The 16,829-nt window shown below is 43.6% G+C and carries 18 protein-coding genes and 1 pseudogene; 13 read left to right on the top strand and 6 right to left on the bottom strand.

Annotation, left to right across the window (positions count from 1 at the left end):
• Window positions 1–33: 33 nt before the first annotated feature.
• The 3 genes from R3P39_RS01845 to R3P39_RS01835 all read left to right on the top strand — a co-directional run bounded on the left by R3P39_RS01845 (window position 34) and on the right by R3P39_RS01835 (window position 1,677).
• The gene (locus tag R3P39_RS01845) at window positions 34–777 is read left to right on the top strand and encodes a ferredoxin--NADP reductase (RefSeq protein WP_336565309.1); all 744 of its coding nucleotides are present in this window, start codon (window positions 34–36) and stop codon (window positions 775–777) included.
• A 9-nt stretch (window positions 778–786) separates the two neighbouring features.
• Window positions 787–1,146 (top strand): hypothetical protein, encoded by a 360-nt coding sequence (locus R3P39_RS01840; RefSeq protein ID WP_336565308.1) that lies wholly within the window; start codon window positions 787–789, stop codon window positions 1,144–1,146.
• A 78-nt stretch (window positions 1,147–1,224) separates the two neighbouring features.
• Window positions 1,225–1,677, top strand: a complete 453-nt coding sequence (locus R3P39_RS01835) for a hypothetical protein (protein ID WP_336565307.1) — start codon at window positions 1,225–1,227, stop codon at window positions 1,675–1,677.
• Here the strand turns inward: R3P39_RS01835 and R3P39_RS01830 are convergent.
• Window positions 1,655–2,533 carry a tetratricopeptide repeat protein gene (locus R3P39_RS01830; RefSeq protein WP_336565609.1) on the bottom strand — a complete coding sequence of 293 codons (879 nt, stop codon included), beginning with the start codon at window positions 2,531–2,533 and terminating at the stop codon, window positions 1,655–1,657. The genes R3P39_RS01835 and R3P39_RS01830 overlap by 23 nt on opposite strands.
• A 125-nt stretch (window positions 2,534–2,658) precedes the next feature.
• Here R3P39_RS01830 and R3P39_RS01825 point away from each other — a divergent pair, with 125 nt between their 5' ends.
• On the top strand, window positions 2,659–3,345 hold the full coding sequence (locus R3P39_RS01825; RefSeq protein WP_336565306.1) for a substrate-binding periplasmic protein: 687 nt from the start codon (window positions 2,659–2,661) through the stop codon (window positions 3,343–3,345).
• 140 nt (window positions 3,346–3,485) lie between these two features.
• Here the strand turns inward: R3P39_RS01825 and R3P39_RS01820 are convergent, their stop codons facing one another.
• Window positions 3,486–4,397 (bottom strand): histone deacetylase family protein, encoded by a 912-nt coding sequence (locus tag R3P39_RS01820; protein ID WP_336565305.1) that lies wholly within the window; start codon window positions 4,395–4,397, stop codon window positions 3,486–3,488.
• A 193-nt stretch (window positions 4,398–4,590) separates the two neighbouring features.
• On the opposite strand from R3P39_RS01820, the gene R3P39_RS01815 reads away from it, so the two are divergent.
• From R3P39_RS01815 to R3P39_RS01805, 3 genes are all read left to right on the top strand, one after another.
• Window positions 4,591–7,359 (top strand): methyl-accepting chemotaxis protein, encoded by a 2,769-nt coding sequence (locus R3P39_RS01815; RefSeq protein ID WP_336565304.1) that lies wholly within the window; start codon window positions 4,591–4,593, stop codon window positions 7,357–7,359.
• 794 nt (window positions 7,360–8,153) lie between these two features.
• A complete protein-coding gene (locus R3P39_RS01810) occupies window positions 8,154–8,312 on the top strand; it encodes a YqaE/Pmp3 family membrane protein (protein ID WP_336565303.1) in 159 nt (52 codons plus the stop codon).
• 105 nt (window positions 8,313–8,417) lie between these two features.
• On the top strand, window positions 8,418–9,359 hold the full coding sequence (locus tag R3P39_RS01805; protein WP_336565302.1) for a phosphotransferase family protein: 942 nt from the start codon (window positions 8,418–8,420) through the stop codon (window positions 9,357–9,359).
• 119 nt (window positions 9,360–9,478) lie between these two features.
• Here the strand turns inward: R3P39_RS01805 and R3P39_RS01800 are convergent, their stop codons facing one another.
• The gene (locus R3P39_RS01800; RefSeq protein WP_336565301.1) at window positions 9,479–9,850 is read right to left on the bottom strand and encodes a winged helix-turn-helix transcriptional regulator; all 372 of its coding nucleotides are present in this window, start codon (window positions 9,848–9,850) and stop codon (window positions 9,479–9,481) included.
• 144 nt (window positions 9,851–9,994) lie between these two features.
• Between R3P39_RS01800 and R3P39_RS01795 the strand changes: the two genes are divergently transcribed.
• The 4 genes from R3P39_RS01795 to R3P39_RS01780 all read left to right on the top strand — a co-directional run bounded on the left by R3P39_RS01795 (window position 9,995) and on the right by R3P39_RS01780 (window position 13,553).
• Window positions 9,995–10,591, top strand: a complete 597-nt coding sequence (locus R3P39_RS01795; protein WP_336565300.1) for an NAD(P)H-dependent oxidoreductase — start codon at window positions 9,995–9,997, stop codon at window positions 10,589–10,591.
• Window positions 10,592–10,726: 135 nt separating this feature from the next.
• The gene (locus R3P39_RS01790; protein WP_336565299.1) at window positions 10,727–11,371 is read left to right on the top strand and encodes a DsbA family oxidoreductase; all 645 of its coding nucleotides are present in this window, start codon (window positions 10,727–10,729) and stop codon (window positions 11,369–11,371) included.
• A 270-nt stretch (window positions 11,372–11,641) separates the two neighbouring features.
• On the top strand, window positions 11,642–13,009 hold the full coding sequence (locus R3P39_RS01785; RefSeq protein WP_336565298.1) for a hypothetical protein: 1,368 nt from the start codon (window positions 11,642–11,644) through the stop codon (window positions 13,007–13,009).
• 91 nt (window positions 13,010–13,100) lie between these two features.
• Window positions 13,101–13,553: a GNAT family N-acetyltransferase gene (locus R3P39_RS01780; protein WP_336565297.1), complete on the top strand. Its 453-nt coding sequence runs from the start codon at window positions 13,101–13,103 to the stop codon at window positions 13,551–13,553.
• A gap of 17 nt (window positions 13,554–13,570) precedes the next feature.
• Here the strand turns inward: R3P39_RS01780 and R3P39_RS01775 are convergent, their stop codons facing one another.
• Genes R3P39_RS01775 through R3P39_RS01765 form a run of 3 tightly spaced genes read right to left on the bottom strand, consistent with a single transcriptional unit; the run spans window position 13,571 to window position 15,542 of the window.
• Window positions 13,571–14,059: a GNAT family N-acetyltransferase gene (locus R3P39_RS01775; RefSeq protein ID WP_336565296.1), complete on the bottom strand. Its 489-nt coding sequence runs from the start codon at window positions 14,057–14,059 to the stop codon at window positions 13,571–13,573.
• Window positions 14,056–14,679 (bottom strand): TetR/AcrR family transcriptional regulator, encoded by a 624-nt coding sequence (locus tag R3P39_RS01770; protein ID WP_336565295.1) that lies wholly within the window; start codon window positions 14,677–14,679, stop codon window positions 14,056–14,058. Before R3P39_RS01770 ends, R3P39_RS01775 begins: the two co-directional genes overlap by 4 nt.
• A 2-nt stretch (window positions 14,680–14,681) precedes the next feature.
• The gene (locus R3P39_RS01765) at window positions 14,682–15,542 is read right to left on the bottom strand and encodes an alpha/beta fold hydrolase (protein ID WP_336565294.1); all 861 of its coding nucleotides are present in this window, start codon (window positions 15,540–15,542) and stop codon (window positions 14,682–14,684) included.
• A gap of 207 nt (window positions 15,543–15,749) precedes the next feature.
• Here R3P39_RS01765 and R3P39_RS01760 point away from each other — a divergent pair.
• Window positions 15,750–16,013 (top strand): annotated as a pseudogene (locus R3P39_RS01760) (helix-turn-helix domain-containing protein); the annotation flags it as partial.
• Window positions 16,014–16,182: 169 nt separating this feature from the next.
• Window positions 16,183–16,803, top strand: coding sequence for a hypothetical protein (locus tag R3P39_RS01755; RefSeq protein ID WP_336565293.1), 621 nt, complete (start codon window positions 16,183–16,185; stop codon window positions 16,801–16,803).
• The last annotated feature ends 26 nt before the right edge of the window (window positions 16,804–16,829 follow it).

Genomic DNA, 16,829 nt, shown 5'->3' with positions numbered 1-16,829 from the left:
TATTTGATGGTGTAAATAAAATTGGAGGAGGTTATGGCGCAATGGGTGAAAGGTGAAATTGTTGACATCATACATTGGACCGAGACGCTATTTTCAGTCAAAATTAAAGCCGATATTGCACCGTTTAAAGCAGGGCAATACACCAAAATTAGCTTACAGCAAGACGATAAGCGCGTAGCGCGTGCCTATTCTTTTGTAAATCCACCGCAAAGTGAGCTACTGGAAATTTTACTCGTAGAAGTTGAAGGTGGCCAACTGACTCCGCCATTACACCAACTTAAAGTAGGTGAATACGTTGATATTGCCCATCAAGCAACCGGCTTTTTTACCCTGGATGAAATCCCACCTTGTAACGTTTTATGGATGATAAGTACTGGCACGGCCATAGGGCCTTTTTTGTCTATGTTGGATAGCGAAGATGTCTGGCAGCAGGCTGATAAAGTAATCTTAATCCATGGAGTTAGAACTAATGACGACCTCTGTTACCGCGAAAAATTACAACAGTTAGCACAAAGCCGTGACAACTTTGTCTATCAACCTTTGATCACCCGAGAGCCACCAGAAGTCGGAGGGTTAGCAGGTAGAGTGACAGACTTAATTGAAAATGGCGTGCTGCTTCAGCACCTTGGCTATGAGCAATTTCCCGAGCACAGTCATTTTATGCTCTGTGGCAATCCAGATATGGTTAAGTCCTGTAGTGCACAGCTGCAGCAAATGGGCTATCAACGTCACCGACGGGCAAAGCCCGGACAAATCACCGTAGAGCAATACTGGTAAGGGGTTGTTATGCAGTGGTTAATCTTGTTTTTTGGACTGCTGATAAGCTTTATTGCCAAGGCCGAGTCCATGGTGATCCGAGTAGTGGATGCCGCAACCATTAATATATCGCCACAAAACGCTTACTTTTTGTCGGCATTACGCTTAGCACTGGATAAGTCGCAAACAAAATATGGCGAGTATTGGCTAGAGCCCATCGATGTGCCGATTAATCAATTAAGGCAATTCAAAGAATTAGATAAAGGTAATGTAGACGTTTTTTGGACAGTGGCAACTCCCATGAGGGACGCACAGGCATTGACGGTCAACATTCCACTGGCTTTTGGCAGCTTTGGCGTCAGAATATTAGCGCTAAACAATAGCGACTAAGCTGACTTAGCTACTGCGTCCCTTGCAAATTTAAAACGCTATTCCGTATTACTTGGAAAGAATTGGCCTGATGTTAGAGTGTTTGAAGAGGCGGGTTTTACCGTGGTAAAAGAAAATAACACTAAGGCAATGTATCACTTATTAGCGCAGCAACGTGGATACCTCTTTCCACGGGGGGTAATTGAAATCTTCCCTGAACTGATGTTGTTAAACCAGCGCCATGTTGGGTTTTTAGCAAAAAGCGTGTTGGTTTATCCGGCGATGGTGACGTTTTACGTGAAAAAGGGCAACTTAGCACTGCACCGGCGCTTACGTTATGGGTTGTCTTTGGCAATGCAAGATGGAAGTTTAGCCAAGCTATTCTATTCCAGTGCGTTTATGCAGCAGGCTAAACAGCAGATTGATCTGTCTGAGGCTGAAGTACATTACCTCTCCAGCCCCCTTGTTTCAGAGTCACAACACCCCGTTGGCTTAATTAAGCAGCTGCAATCACAGCTGTTGCTGCGACTTAACTATTCACCAAGTCGTTAAAGCTTTGGTTGTCAGCTAAGCTTGCAAAAGCAGGTTCATGTTGTAATTCATTCTTTAAGTTCGGTGCATATTCAAGTGCCATGCGAATGTCGGCCATGGCATCGGCATGCTTGTATAGCATGGCGTAAGCACAAGCTCGCTGCCAGTAGGCATAACCATAATCGCTGTCTATTTCTAACGCTTGGTTACATAAATCAATGGCAGTATTAGTCTCACCGAGTTCTAGTAAGGCATCCGCTTTATACGCAATCGCTTCGACATCTTCCGGTTTACGATTCAATATTTCATCATAAATTTCAATTTTTGAGTTCATGTCACTTTCTAGGTTGGCGCGCATCCACAGTGAATGTACCTCGTTGGTGATGGATATTTTCTTCTGGTTATTGAGAATTTCTTCAGAGCGCTCTCGGAGCTTTTCTTCCAGTAACAATAACCTTTCTTCATATTCATCGGTGATGGTACCCACACGCTGGCTGACAATATCCTCAACCTTGCTTTTTATATCCCTAAAGGAAGTCCAACCTACAACCACAAGTATGGAAGCGGCGGCAGTGATAAGAAACAGCACATTATTAACGGTATCTGTGGTGTAAGTGATAGCACGATCGGCTGTTTCTAATTGCGAGTGGCTTATTTTACGCTCAATATCGGCGCGCAAACGCATTTGGTCTTCTCGTACGGCCTTTAGTTCGTCTAAAATATAGCGCTCAATAAGGGGGCGGTACATAGGTTCTCTCAGTTCAGTCACCGCTTGTTGTTGCTGAGCTTGAGTGGGTTTTTCGTTGGCGCTAGACTGTTGTGCGTTTACCGAAAAACTCAACGCGACGAGTAATATAATAAGTACTATGCTTCTCATATTGGTGGTTTCGAATTTCATTTTATCGTATGGTGCATCAGTTGTTAGCTAAATGCAAAACCTCATCTAAAAACAACTCATTAAGCAGCGCTTTTTTTGCTCTAGTTATGCTGCTGGGGCTAACATTGAGTGCTCGTGCGTGGGCAACAAAACTGCTAGTGGTAACTGAGCAGTGGCGACCTTACAACTATACCAATGAGAAAGGAGAGATAGTCGGCCGCGCCACCAAAAAGATTAAGCAAGTATTAGAGCAAGCTGGGATCGATTACGAAATAAAAATGTATCCTTGGGTGCGTGCCATGAAGGTGGCTCAGTCGCGGCCCAATACCATGATCTATTCAATTTACCGAAACCCAGAACGTGAAGCGCTATTTGAATGGGCATGCCCGTTGATCCGGCCGGTTGGGGTGTACTTTTTTAAACTCGAAGAGCGCGATGATATTGCCATTAATACCATTGAAGATGCCAAACGCTATGTCACTGCGGTGGTGAAAGGCGATTCTTACTACGAACACTTTTTGGCTCACGGCTTGCTACCTGGGGTGCATTTAGATGTTTCAGCCCAGCCTGCGCAATTTGCTAAGCTGTTAGTGGCGAAGCGTATTGACCTGCTCGCGGGAACCGAATACACCATGAGTGAAACCATGAAAGCAGCAGGGTTTGACTACGATATGGTAACGCCGATTTACGAAATTAAAAAAATCACGAAACAGCGTGCCTGTGCTGCGTTCAATCTAAATTCTAATCCGAGTGTGATTAATAGGTTTAGGCGAGCCTTGGCAGAGCACAACAAAAAATTTGTAGGGCCATAAAAAAGCTAAAGCGCACATAAAGTGCGCTTTAATAGTGCCATCGTGAAGGGGGGTTATCCAAGAGTGCGTCTTGTGACTGCACCGTTCAAACCCTTCGATAATAGTAAACGTGGCAAGATTGTATTTGGATCAAAAAAATTTTAAATTTTTGCGGCTTGTTGAACCACTAAGGCGTGGCGTTTGGCTAGGCGTTGATGATCTTTGTCATAACCACCACCGATAACGGTAGCCACAGGAATGCCATGGCGCTGACACATGGATAATACTAAGGCATCACGCTTAGCTATCCCCAACCAAGAAATATCGAGCTTACCTAAGCTATCCCCTTGCCAGACATCCACACCAGCATCATAGAGAACTAACTCTGGGTTCAAATCACGTATCAAGGACTCTAACGTATGGGCGACAATATCTAGATACTCTGTGTCTGTGAGGCCAATCTCAAGGCCAATGTCTAAATCACTGCTGTGCTTACGAAAGGGGAAGTTCTTTTCGCAGTGAATGGAACATGTATAAATATAGGGGTGGTGCTTTAGCATCGCCGCCGTGCCATCACCTTGGTGAACATCCAAATCAAAGATTAAGACATTATTGACGCGCTGCTGCGCAATCAAGGTGGTGGCTGTATAAGCTAAATCATTCACCATACAAAAACCTGAGCCAAAGTCATAATGGGCATGATGGGTGCCGCCAGCAAGGTGGCAAGCAACTCCATGTTGCAATGCCAGCTCGGCGGTTTTAAGGGTACCAAGGGGGGCGGTAAAGGTTCTTGCCATTAATGGTTCTGACCAAGGTAACCCGATCCTACGCATGGTTTTGGAGTCTAGTTGGTTACGCCATAAATCCCACAAATACTGTTCACAATGAACCGTCTCTAATGGCGTTGGCGAGCCAACCTCTGGTTTGTACACGTTGTTATGGACGAGCCCTAGTTGCTGCACCTCTTGAAACAAGCGCGCAAACTTACTCATAACAAAGCGATGGTTAGGGTCAAAACTAAATGAATAGTTTGGATGGTATACCAAAGGTAGGTTTGGGTTCGCTGAAACCACTTTATTCCTCAACTGATGCAGGGTACACGGCTGGTGCCAGTGTAGCAATGGCAATACTAGTTAGGCAACTTGGACTATTACCTTGTTATGGGGAGATGTCGCTTGAGTACATTTGCGGTACTAGGTTTGTGGAAACCTACTTGGTGTCCTATCTTTAGCTGTAATAAACTTTTCATAATAAAGGATTTCGGGCATGAAAAGCGTTAAAGCGAAGTTACTTACGGCCGTTAGCAGTGGCTTAGTTGTGCTACTGGTGGCTGCTATTTCGACGGTGTTTGTATTAAAACAAGTGGCAAAGCAATACGATGATTTGATCAGTGAAGAATTGGCCGCCCGCGAGCAAGTCAATTTAGTGCTCGAAGACTTTAAGACGCAAGTACAAGAGTGGAAAAATGTGTTGTTGCGTGGCAGTAATGCTGAGCAGCTAAATAAATACTGGCAGCGCTTTGAAAGCAAAGAAGCCAGTGTGCAATCGCAGCTGACGCAGTTGTTACAGCGCTACGCTTTACCACCAAGGCTGGAAAACGAGATCCAGTCTTTTCAACAAGAACATCAGCAGCTCGGCGACAAGTATCGGCAAGGCTTAGAGCGCTTTAAACAGTCAAACTTTGATGCTCGTTTGGCGGATCAAGCTGTGAGTGGAATTGACCGTCGCTCGAGTCAATATTTGCTGCAAATAAATCAACAGATAAATGACTTGGTCAGCAGCCGCGACGCCGAAATCACCAAATTTAAGTTAACGGTGATCAATTGGAGTATTGCTGCACTTATTATTATTGCGCTTATCACTCTCGCTTTACTAACCTGGTATATGCAAAAGTTGATCACAAAGCCGGTAAACGAGGCTTCAAGCACTGCCAAAGCCATTGCCAATGGCCGCTTTGATAATACTATTGCCGTCACCAGTGACGATGAAGTAGGAGATCTACTAACAAATTTAAATAAAATGCAAGACAGTTTGCGCGAGGCCACTGAGCGCCTTGAGCTGCAGGCCGCTGAGAGTTTACGTCTGCGCTATGCACTGGATAATGTCGCGGTACCCGTATTGGTGGTTAACGACGATAGCCAGATAATATACACTAATGAGCGATGTGAGAAGTTAGTTGCTAAGTATCATCAAGCGTTATCGCTGCCCTCATCACTGCTTAATCAACCATTACCTCAGGCCGTAGTGGAGAGTAATACCCAGCTGAGTAAGTCGAATACTTTGACGACCCCGCTGCAGTGGCTCTGGCACAGTAAAGGGGTAACCCTTGAAGTGATCGCAAGCCCAGTAAGCGATGACTCAGGTGCAAGGCTTGGCACCGTATTTGAGTTCGAAGACTTAACTCTCGAAAAGCAAGCGCAGCAACAGGTTGAAGGGCTCATTGCGGCTGCAGCCGATGGCCGCTTAAGTGAGAGAATAGATACCACGCATTATCAAGGTTCCATGGCTGTTATTGCCACTGGGTTAAATCAGCTATTAGAAGCCGTTGAATCACCCATTGAACAAACCAAAAATTACTTAGCTCAGCTGGCTAAAGGAGACATACCAGATGCCATCAACGGTGACTTTAAAGGCGAGTTTAAAGAAATAAAGCAGGCACTTGAGCAAGCCACCGCAGCACTTAATTTATTGTTAGATGATACCTCTAGTCTGGTTACCGCAGCCAGTGAAGGAAAACTTTCACAACGTGCCGATACCAGCAAACATCGCGGCGAATTTCGCAAAATCATTGTCGGTGTCAATGCAACCTTAGATGCACTGAGTGCACCTATTACGTTAACCACAGCTTGCCTAGACAGTTTGGCTAAAGGAGAGCAGCCGGAGCTCAGTAGTGAGGGCTACAAAGGCGACTTTAGGCATATTTATGACAGCTTACAGCTGTGTTTAACCGCGATAAATAATATGGCTGCTGACACGGCTGTTTTGGCTCAGGCCGCTAATGATGGTGACTTGCATCAGCGCGCAGAAGTGAGCAAACATAAGGGAGCGTACCGCAACATCATTGCTGCGATGAATAACACCCTTGACTCCATTGAGGCGCCACTCAAAGACTGTATGCATGTGATGGAGGGGTTGTCGCAGGGCGATTTAACTCGACAAGTCAGTCGGAATTACAATGGTGATTTTGCCTTATTGAAGCAGTCAGTGAACAGCAGTGTCGGTAAACTGGCTGAGATGATGCAACAACTGATGGCGATGGCGGAATCCATCACGGTGTCGGTACAACAAATCACCTCTGGCATAGAAGAGCTGAGTGAGCGCTCGTCATCGCAAGCCGCTTCGGTAGAGGAGACTCGCGTCTCAATTGGCGAAATATCGGAAACCGTTCATTCTAACGCTACTAATGCCAAAGCCGCCGATCAGTTATCGGTAGAAGTGAACCAACAGGCAACACAGGGCGGAAAGGCGGTCAGCTCGACGATTGCGGCTATGGACGAGATCACCCGCAGTGCTAGAGAAATTCAAACCGTTATCGAGGTCATAGACTCCATTGCTTTTCAAACTAACCTATTGGCATTAAATGCTTCGGTTGAGGCCGCTCGGGCAGGGGATAAGGGCAAAGGCTTTGCAGTGGTGGCTTCAGAGGTGAGGGAGCTGGCATTAAAAAGTGCCAGCGCGTCTAAAGACATCGCAGCATTGCTTTCTACAAGTGATGTTAAGGTGGAACAAGGAGCCAAGCTTGCAGCCGACTCAGGAAAAACGCTGAACACCATTATTGCCAATGCGAGTACTTTGGCATCGCAGGTACAAACAATTGCTGATGCCAGCGATACCCAATCAAGTGGTATTGCACAAATTAATTTGGCCATTAAGCAAATTGATGAAATCACTCAAAAAAATAATACCCTAGTGGAAATGACCAATGCCTCCGGGATCACTTTGCTCACTAAAGCCAATGAGCTGAGGGAAATGGTCGAACAGTTTGATACCGGTAAAGATGACAACAACTCGTTACAAGTGGTGAGTAATAGTTGAGTGCCCTCTGGCGCTCAACTAGCAGCGTTTAACCACATTAAGTGTTTGTTATGAAAAGCAAACCTTTAACACCGCTTTTCGATGCACACTAAGCCACTTGCAATCGCAGCGCTGTAAAGTGGCATTACTACTGGCTATTACATTAGATATGACGACGGTGAAATGCCAAATTGCTTAAAAAAGTGCGGCGAAAACTGTCATAATAGTCGAACCTTCCTTTCTCGTTATTCTTTCCTTAATGGTTAACTTTCTGCGAGGAAAGCGGCGAAACTTACGTTATTACCGCTTATTCATACTTTACCTTTAAAAATTATACAGGGCCCAAATATTGGTATTTTTTGATACCAATATTTATGCTGCATTCTCTGCTAAACTGGGCTAAGATAAAATTTATCGCAAACAAATTAAAAGGATAGTTAATTTGAAAGCCATTATTATGATGTGCTTAGCCTTGTTGTTAAGTGCTCTTACATTTGACGTCGTCGGATTCAAATACCTGCTTTTCTCTGATCCATTTCATCTTGGAAAATTACTGATATCTCTGAGTGTGATTGGTTTTTACTCGTTTATTTTGGTACTGATAGAACAATACTTTTTTGTTTCTAAGCCTACTCTTAAACGCCGTGGAAGGCTTAGAAAGAAACGTTCAGGTTGAGAGCTTGAGACCAGTAAAGCCAAATTCAGCGTTAGAAGTTCCACCAGATGACTATTTGTTGTCTACACTAACAAGTACACTTTATTGTTACATGCAAGAGCTTATATCTAATGGATGTGAGGATTTGCTGGAGACGAATATGGATTTACTGAGAATCATCATTGCAATTCTGTTGCCGCCTTTGGGTGTATTTCTTCAAGTTGGCTTGGGCGGTGCATTTTGGCTCAATATCTTATTGACTTTATTAGGGTATATACCTGGAATAGTCCATGCCGTTTGGATTATTGCTAAGCGTTAACAAGGTGGGTTTAGCCATAACAAGTCTGGCCTAAAACCAAAAGATTGGCTATTTTGAGTGCTCAGATGATGCGATTAGCAGTAACGTTTTGTACGAGGCTTTTTAGTGTTTGAGGCCAATAAAGTAAAGTGTGATACCCAAGGCTTGGCCATTGATGCAATAAAAAGCTTGCTTGGTTTGTCTGAAGCGGATGTTCAGCACTTGGTCGTCAGATCAATGTCAGGTGGAGTGAGTAACAATAACTTTCTAATTATCCTGAAAAACAGCGCACAATGGGTAGTAAAGTTATCCAAAGGGTATGTTAGTCACGGCTTACAAAAGGAGGCGCAAGCCTATAAATTACTGGCTAATACCAGCCTAGGGCTGGATGCACGTTTTGAGGAAAAATCGCTTGTTGGTCACTCAGGGGCATTATTGCTTCAGCACGTTAGCGGTCAGACACTTAATCAGTGGCAGCAAGTTCCACTGTCAGCGCTTACAAAAGCGCTAAAATTGGTGCATGGTGTGATGGCCGGTACTGCTGGAAGCCTCCTTCACCCCAGAGATATTCAACTAAATCCGGCGCTAACACTGGAAAAAAGCTGGCGTTATTTTTCTCGCTCTAATGCGCTACAAGACAAGCAGCTTCTCAATATCAAAGCTCGCATTGCCGCCATATTGTCGCAACATCAAAAGCATTTTGCTGTTATCTCACCATTTTCAATGGTTCATGGTGATGTTCATCCGAATAATTTGATCTTAAACTCTGACAATGCCTTGCAGCTGATTGATTGGGAGCGAGCTCATTTTGGCGACCCTGCTTTTGATTTAGTGGCCATTAACTGGCATGCCAGCGGAAATATTATTGACAAAGAGGTACATCAGCAGTTGATCAACTGTTATAGCAATGATCTAGCGACCCAAGCTGAACTGCAATTGCGCGCTAACTGTTGGGGCTTATTTCGCTTGTTAACGGACTATCTATTTCTATCTCAACATCAGTTACTGCCGCACAAGCGTGAACAGTTTTTTGCTGAAATTACAGAGCATATAAATGGCTTTTGCTAATATCGACTTAACTGATACTGCTAGCTGGCGAAACCACATGGTTATAGCGGCAGAGCGCCGTGATTAATTTACCACAGTGGCTGTTAGCGTAAATGCCATAGTGCTTTTTAATTGTTACCTTATTTATCCCTGAGCTGCACATGGTTTGATTCTGACCAGAGTCTTAGCTGCTCCAAAATGTGTAAGGCTGAGCGACCAAATTCCGTTAACTCATAGGTAACGGCAATGGGCCTGTCGCTAATCACTTTACGGATCACCATACCTTCTTCTTCCAACTCTTTTAAACGTTGATCCACCATTTTTTTGGTGGCACCACCTAGCATTCTGGTTAAGTCATTGAACCGCACTGGCTCATCTTTTAAATGGTAAATAATAGAGCCTTTCCACTTGCCGCCAATGAGTCGCATGCCTTTTTCAATGGCGCAAGGTTCCATACACGCGTTATAGACTTTTTTTCTGCCTTTACTGTCTGTTTTTATTGAACTTTCCATAAAAAACTCGCTTATGTCTACAAGGTTACTAAAAGTATACTAATTGAATACTGTTAAAAGGTATCTAAAATATACCACAGTCGAGGTGAGCTAGAAAATGCTTCTCGGCATCAAGTAGTAGTGATTTTATTATAGGATTTTCCAATGAACATAAGCGACTCGAAAAATGTACTTATCATTAATGCTCACCAGTATTACCCATTCTCAGAGGGCAAATTAAATGCTGCATTTGTAGATAAAGCGGTCACTCTATTGCAGGGTAAAGGATATAACACTCGCGTAGTCACAATGAAAGATGACTATGACGTTGATGAACAGCTAGCTCATCATCAGTGGGCCGATATTATCTTACTGCAGTCACCAGTAAACTGGATGGGGATGCCCTGGTCATTCAAAAAGTATATGGATGAAGTGTATACCGCTGGCATGGCTGGGGCCTTATGTGATGGCGATGGTCGCAAAGAGGCCGCACCAAAGCAAAACTATGGCACAGGCGGCAGTCTAACGAACACCAAATACATGTTATCTCTGACCTTTAATGCCCCTGCTGAAGCGTTTAACGATAACAGTGAGTTTTTTGCCGGTAAGTCGGTTGATGATTTGCTGTTCCCGATGCACATGAATTTTAAGTTTTTTGGTATGACCGCAATGACGACGTTCGCCAGCTTTGATGTGATGAAAAACGCAGATGTGGAGCGTGATTTTAATCGTTTTACTGCGCACATAAACCAGCACTTTTAAGGCCAGAGGCTGCAGCTCCCGTTAGCAAAGCAGGTGGTTATACGATGCCGCATAACTACTTGAAACAATCAGTAAAAACCTTGGTGATAAAACTATCACCACAATCAATGTGAACAGAAATAGTAAGGAATAGTGATGACACAGGAAAAAATACCTATAGACATTGTTTCAGATGTGGTTTGTCCTTGGTGCGCCATTGGCTACTGGCGTTTAAAAAAGGCGATAGCAACGTGTGCTGTTGAACACCTTGTAAACGTCGTTTGGCATCCTTTTGAGCTGAACCCTAACATGGCAGAGTCGGGTGAAAACCTCAGAGCACATTTGGCGCAAAAGTATGGCACCACCCTTGAGGGCAGTATTCGTGCTCGGGCTATGTTAACGGCAGAAGGTAAAAAAGTAGGTTTTACATTTAACTACTTTGATGAAATGAAAATGCTCAATACCCACCCATGCCATCAATTACTGCATTGGGCCAAAGAAGTAGGGTTACAAACTCAATTGGCAGAAGCTCTTTTTGCACACTTCTTTAGTGACCGCGGTGAATTTAGTCATGATGAATTAGTGGCGGTAGCTACTCAAGTTGGATTAGATGCCTCCGAGGCCAGCAATATATTGACCCACAACCGATACAGCGACACGGTAAAGCAATATGAACAAGAGTGGCGAACAAAAGGAGTGCAGGGCGTGCCTTTGTTCATTTTTAACGGTGAAAACGTGTTATCTGGAGCGCAAGAAGTTGCTACGTTTGAACAGGTGTTGAAACAACATTGTAATGAGTAATACCAATCCGCATTAATACCTGCTCAATTTGAGGGAGCAAATTCGACGCTAACTGCGTTAAAAATTTCTCATTTAGAACAACTAAATAGCAAAATTTTTGCCTGGTTATCGACAGAATTTTCTTGCCTCAAATAGACCACTTAATTAAGCGAATTGGTATAAACATGATTTTAGGCGTATAGAAAAGCATCGCGAGCTTGTGTGTTGATTTGTTATGAGATAACATACTTTAAAGTTATAATATAACAAATCAAAAGGTAGGACTTATTCATGCATTTTAAAGGTCAATTATTAGCAGCGACCATTTCTGCGCTTTTACTGAGTGCCTGTGGCGGCACCGAGCACACCATCGTTAAATTGGATCCCCCTAGTCAAGAAACAGGTGAAGACGATCACGACCATCATGACGACCACGATGATCATCATGATGAAGGTGTGACCGATGTTAATGGTCGACTACTGGTTACAAGCGCACAAAGTAACGTTGTCAACCTTTACTCAACGGCAGATAAGTCATTGCTTGATGCGATTGGCACAACCAGCTACCCACAGTACGTATATGGTTCTGAGAACCATCGTTATGCTATTTTGGTTCAGCGTGATCTAGGCTTAGTGGAATTTGTTGATAGTGGCTTATACCAAGAGCCCCATGGCGATCACTTCCATGCTCATGAACAAGCACCAACGCTAACCGATTTTCATCTTGAAACAGTAAAACCAACCCATGTTACGGTGGCAGAGTCGGGCATTGCTATTTTCTCTGATGGCGATAAAGACAGCGCACAAAGTGCGGGTGTTGCGATGTTCAGTGAAGCCCACATTAGCGGTGAAAAAACCGAAGTAGCGCAGCTACACTACGACACCTACATGCATGGCGCAGCGCAAGCGCGAGGTGAGTTTTTAATTAGCACCATTAGAGACCCTGAAACTGAATCAACTTTGCCGAGTGAAATTGGCCTTTATCATGCCCATGGCGATCATTTCCATCAAGAGCAAGTATTTGATATCACTTGTCCAGCACTTCACGGCAGTGCCCAGAATGAAGCGGTTGTAGCCTTTGGTTGTGGCGATGGCGTGGCATTGATCACCCAGCAAGGTGAAAGCTTTACTGCAACTAAGCTTGCCAACCCAGATTTTTTTGCTGAGGGACAGCGAGTCGGAACATTAAAAGGCCACCACGAAGTGGAACAACTGCTTGCCTCAGCCCGCAATGATGTACTGACTATCGAGCCACAATCAGGCCACATAGAAAAGCTAGAGTGGCAAGCAACAGAAAACTATCGCTTGGCAAGTTTTGGCTTTAGCCATGGCGGTGAGCATGTGGTGATCCTAGATACCGCAGGTAAGCTCAGCGTTTTTGAAGCGCATGACCACGATGGCGAGCAGCACTGGGAAATGGCAGGTGAAGTGCAAGTGAGCACGGAAGATCTTGCGGGTATGCCAGAAGATCATGGCTTCCAGCTGACCTATTCACAAACGGAGCAAGCCGTTTATGTTTCCGATCCCATTGCTAAGCAAATTAAAAAGTTTGACCTAGAACAAGCTGCGTTGGTTGATACCATTGAGCTGGATTACGTGCCAGCCAAACTGGTGTGGCTTGGTATTGCAGAAGCAGAGGAGCACGATCACGACCATTAACCCTGATGTTAAATAGCTTGTAATATCACTGTAGATAGTGGTTTTGCCACCTTAGTTTCGCTAAGGTGGCTTTTTTATTTTGAGGTGTAAAATGAAAATTAGAGCCGCCACCAGTGCCGATATCGATACACTTAGAGCACTTGAGCAACAAGTAGTTGCAGCAGAAAGGCCATTTAATGAGGCCATTAAAACCGTTGATGCCATTTATTATGATCTGGACGCCATGCTCAGCGATACTAATACCCACTTAATCGTGGGTGAAAAAGACAACCAGATAGTGGCAACCGGATACGCGCAAATTCGCCCATCTAAAGCACAACTAGTCCATGAACACCATGGCTATTTGGGCTTTATGTTGGTACTGCCAGAATACCGCGGACAGGGATTGAATCAGCAAGTCATGGAGCATCTTATCGAGTGGTGCAAAGGACAAAATATCAATGACTTTTATCTGGATGTATACAGCGCTAATGAAGCCGCGATTCGGGCTTATGAAAAAGCAGGGTTTACGCCCTGCCTTCTGGAAATGAAGTTGCATTTATAGCATGTTTGAATGCACCACTAAGCTTGATTAAAGGTATAGATATTTCGCTCAGCAACCGAGCCATTCATGGTGGTGGTGTAATTAGCAACCAGCGTAAAGCCATGACTGCTGAATAAGTGGTTGACGGCTAAGGCATCTACGCGGCAGCGCGTGTGTATTGGCTCCTTGACAGCACTTAGCGTGTCTGTAAGTAACTGCTTACCAATCCCTTTTCCCCTTATAGTTGGGTCAACCATAAAGTTAGAGATGTATAAGCCTTGGTTAAGAGCAAAGCGCTCTCTGTCTTTAAAGTGGGCTATCGGAACCAGTGACAAGCTGCCAATTAATTTGCCCTCGGCATCAAAAACAACTCGTACCTGGCCTTCTGTTATCTCTTTTTCCATGAGCGACACCATCTCATCACGATCAATGTTTTCATTTCTGGGTGGGGCGGAAAAAGTCTCAATATACAAATCGGTAAGCTTAGTAACAATGTCTGCATTGGGCGTGGTAATAATTTCAATCATAATGGTGTGTTACCTTTGCTGATAGGGTGTTGAAAGCTTAATAATAAGTGCTCGATATTGCGTTTAAACAACTCACTGGCATGCTCGGTTAACACGGTATTTTTAGCAATGGCATGGCCTAAATACAAATTATAAATCTCATAAGCCGCACACTGTGAGTCGAGCTCGTTGTGAAAGGCACCAGAAGCGACACCTGCCTCTATTTTGTGTTTAATGTAGCTAAATAGGCGGTTATGTTGTTCAGTCACTTTGGCATAAATGGGGCTGTCGACATGGCCGTTAAATTCAACTAAGGCTTTAATAAATGGACAGGTTAAGTGCGGTTGATTAAATAACTCTCGGGTCCAATCAGCCCAAATAGAAAACAGTTGCTTAAGTTGTATTAATGGGTCGGCATGACGAGATGGCGCTACCACATGCTCCATAAACTGGGCTTCACAATAGTCTAAAATGGCCAGCTGCATGTCTTCTTTATTGTCAAAGTGTGAAATTAAGCCTGTTCGCGACAAGCCACAGAGCTTGGCCATAGAGCCAATGGTCACTTCGATTAAGCCATATTGACTACTAAAGCGCATGCCTTGCTCTAAAATAGCTTGTCGAGTTCTCTCACCTTTATTCATCGTTAAGCGGTTAATCTTGCTGTAATATCTTTAATCACCCCAGTATCGCCTAAAATACGACGATGGCCAAGACCTGAGGTCTGGATCAGCCGTTCTGGCGCGTGATTTACCAAAGGCTGTAAGTGCTCAAAAGGAGCAAAGCGGTCATCGGTGTCGTGAATAAAAAGCGGAGCAAACTGCTGACAAGTCTGATGAAAGCGATCGCGGATTAAGTGCCAGTGTGTACCATGTTGAGCGGTAATACGGTGCAATACCTGATGCAGCATTTTGTCGGAAATACCGGCGCGAGTAACACGTTCAAACATCAATTCAAAAAACTGTACCGGGGTGGCAATGTTAATAACAGTACGTTGCGCCAACCGATAGTCTGGAAGATTCATCATTGCCACGGCCCCCATTGAATGACCAATTAAAGCGCTAATATCGTAGCGTTCAGACTCTAGTTTTTCAATTAAGGTATCGAGTGCTTCTATAAAGGCCAGCAAATGAGCCTGTTTGCCACAAGAGCGGCCATGGCCAACGTGGTCTAACGCAACCACACAGTAGCCAGAAGCCACTAACTCAGGAATTAAGTGGTCAAAACAACTGCTGTTATCGGCCCAACCATGGCTTAAAATGACCGTTTTGCTTCCCAAGCCAAAAACATTGGCATGCACTCGTCCAAGGGAAGTAAGAATATTAATCTCGTTATTGGGCTTTTTATTGCTGAATTGATAATCGCGCTTACCATGTGGACTCATTAGCAACACCTGACCCAGCCGAGCTGTTACCCAAGGCGCTACAGTGCATAACCCCGCTGTGGCACCGCGACTTATGCGGGTGAGTAGGCTCCCCTGTTTACTAGTAAAGTAGCTGAACTTCATCCTTAACCTCGATATAAAAAAGAACACTTGTACTTTTATTAAAATAGTACGTTTGTACTTTTTTGTAAAGAAAGACTTTTGAGTGATCGGTTAGGTAAAATATTTTTAGGTACAAATGTATTTCAAAGTGTTGCTTATAATTTAAACTAAATGTAATATTTACGTTAAAATAAAATTTAGATAGTAGACTACTAGAACGGTGGAGCGATGCAGACGCCAGAAGAGTATGAGGTGAGTCAACGTATCGGTAAGCTAATACGTGGGCTTAAGCGAAGGAAAGGTATTACCAAGAAGGAAGTGAGTCGCCGCTTAGGAGTTGGAGCAACAACACTTGATGATTATTTAAGTGGAGTGAGTTCATTTAAGTTAGGGACATTGCTTCGCTTTGCAGAACTATGTAAAGTAAAGTTATCAGATATCTTGGATGATACAGAAAAGTTATCAAGTCTTTACGAAAATAAAAGCGAGGAAATTAACAATGAAGACTACTCAGAAGAAACCAGTAAAAATCGCCCTTAGTCGTTCGTTGTGTAAATCAGTATTTGGGTCCGGTGCTTTCAAGGGCGGTGGTACCAAAGAAAAAGAAAAAGAAAAAGAGGAAAATTCTACTCCTCCGTTAATGAATAGTTAGGTAACCAGTATGAATAGCTTATTTAAATTTGCTCTTTTTACAATTATTATAGCTATGCTACTTGCTACGGTTACACAAGCTACAATAATTCAGGTTATAGTTCTATCAAGTCTTATTTTGTTACTTTTTTTGTCTAAAAAAGATGTCAATAGCCAGCTTCTAACCTTGATATTTGCTTCTATTTTTGTTGCTGAAACATGTTTGGTTATCGTTCTGAAATATATGGTTTTGCCTGCAACAGATAGTTACTTTGAAGAAAATATTTATTTATTCGGTACGCAGTTAATCGTAAGTTTGAGTCTCTTATTGCTGCTAAGGTCCAGAATGACAGTTTCAGTACTTATTACTCGAGGAAAGTCAGCACCTGTTTTTGAGAAGAATCATGCAGAAGGCCCTTTACTGTTTCTTGTATTACTAATGGTCTTTATTGACTTTTGTGCGTTAGCTGAAACCCTGATAAGAAACCTCGAAGTGTTTGGAATAAAGGAAGAGCTTGCCAAAGCATTTTGGGAACTCACTTTCTTTTTTGACTATTTTGAGTATCTAAAAGCTGTGCCTATGTTGCTATGTGTAATGATGCTGTACGTCGGTTTAATAGTAAGAACTAAAAGCCATCAACTACAAAGTTAATACAGCTAAAACAAAATCGCAGAATG

The organism is Pseudoalteromonas sp. UG3-2 (assembly GCF_037120705.1).
Taxonomy (GTDB): Bacteria; Pseudomonadota; Gammaproteobacteria; order Enterobacterales; family Alteromonadaceae; genus Pseudoalteromonas.
Note: the sequence above shows the minus strand (reverse complement) of the source record. Positions and strands in the feature narration are given on the sequence as shown.

Coding starts and splice junctions, on each gene's coding strand:
- R3P39_RS01780 (WP_336565297.1), top strand. CDS start 13,101: ATGAAAATTAGAGCCGCCACCAGTGCCGATATCGATACACTTAGAGCA.
- R3P39_RS01765 (WP_336565294.1), bottom strand. CDS start 15,542: ATGAAGTTCAGCTACTTTACTAGTAAACAGGGGAGCCTACTCACCCGC.
- R3P39_RS01815 (WP_336565304.1), top strand. CDS start 4,591: ATGAAAAGCGTTAAAGCGAAGTTACTTACGGCCGTTAGCAGTGGCTTA.
- R3P39_RS01770 (WP_336565295.1), bottom strand. CDS start 14,679: ATGAATAAAGGTGAGAGAACTCGACAAGCTATTTTAGAGCAAGGCATG.
- R3P39_RS01810 (WP_336565303.1), top strand. CDS start 8,154: ATGGATTTACTGAGAATCATCATTGCAATTCTGTTGCCGCCTTTGGGT.
- R3P39_RS01755 (WP_336565293.1), top strand. CDS start 16,183: ATGAATAGCTTATTTAAATTTGCTCTTTTTACAATTATTATAGCTATG.
- R3P39_RS01795 (WP_336565300.1), top strand. CDS start 9,995: ATGAACATAAGCGACTCGAAAAATGTACTTATCATTAATGCTCACCAG.
- R3P39_RS01845 (WP_336565309.1), top strand. CDS start 34: ATGGCGCAATGGGTGAAAGGTGAAATTGTTGACATCATACATTGGACC.
- R3P39_RS01840 (WP_336565308.1), top strand. CDS start 787: ATGCAGTGGTTAATCTTGTTTTTTGGACTGCTGATAAGCTTTATTGCC.
- R3P39_RS01785 (WP_336565298.1), top strand. CDS start 11,642: ATGCATTTTAAAGGTCAATTATTAGCAGCGACCATTTCTGCGCTTTTA.
- R3P39_RS01800 (WP_336565301.1), bottom strand. CDS start 9,850: ATGGAAAGTTCAATAAAAACAGACAGTAAAGGCAGAAAAAAAGTCTAT.
- R3P39_RS01830 (WP_336565609.1), bottom strand. CDS start 2,533: ATGAGAAGCATAGTACTTATTATATTACTCGTCGCGTTGAGTTTTTCG.
- R3P39_RS01775 (WP_336565296.1), bottom strand. CDS start 14,059: ATGATTGAAATTATTACCACGCCCAATGCAGACATTGTTACTAAGCTT.
- R3P39_RS01790 (WP_336565299.1), top strand. CDS start 10,727: ATGACACAGGAAAAAATACCTATAGACATTGTTTCAGATGTGGTTTGT.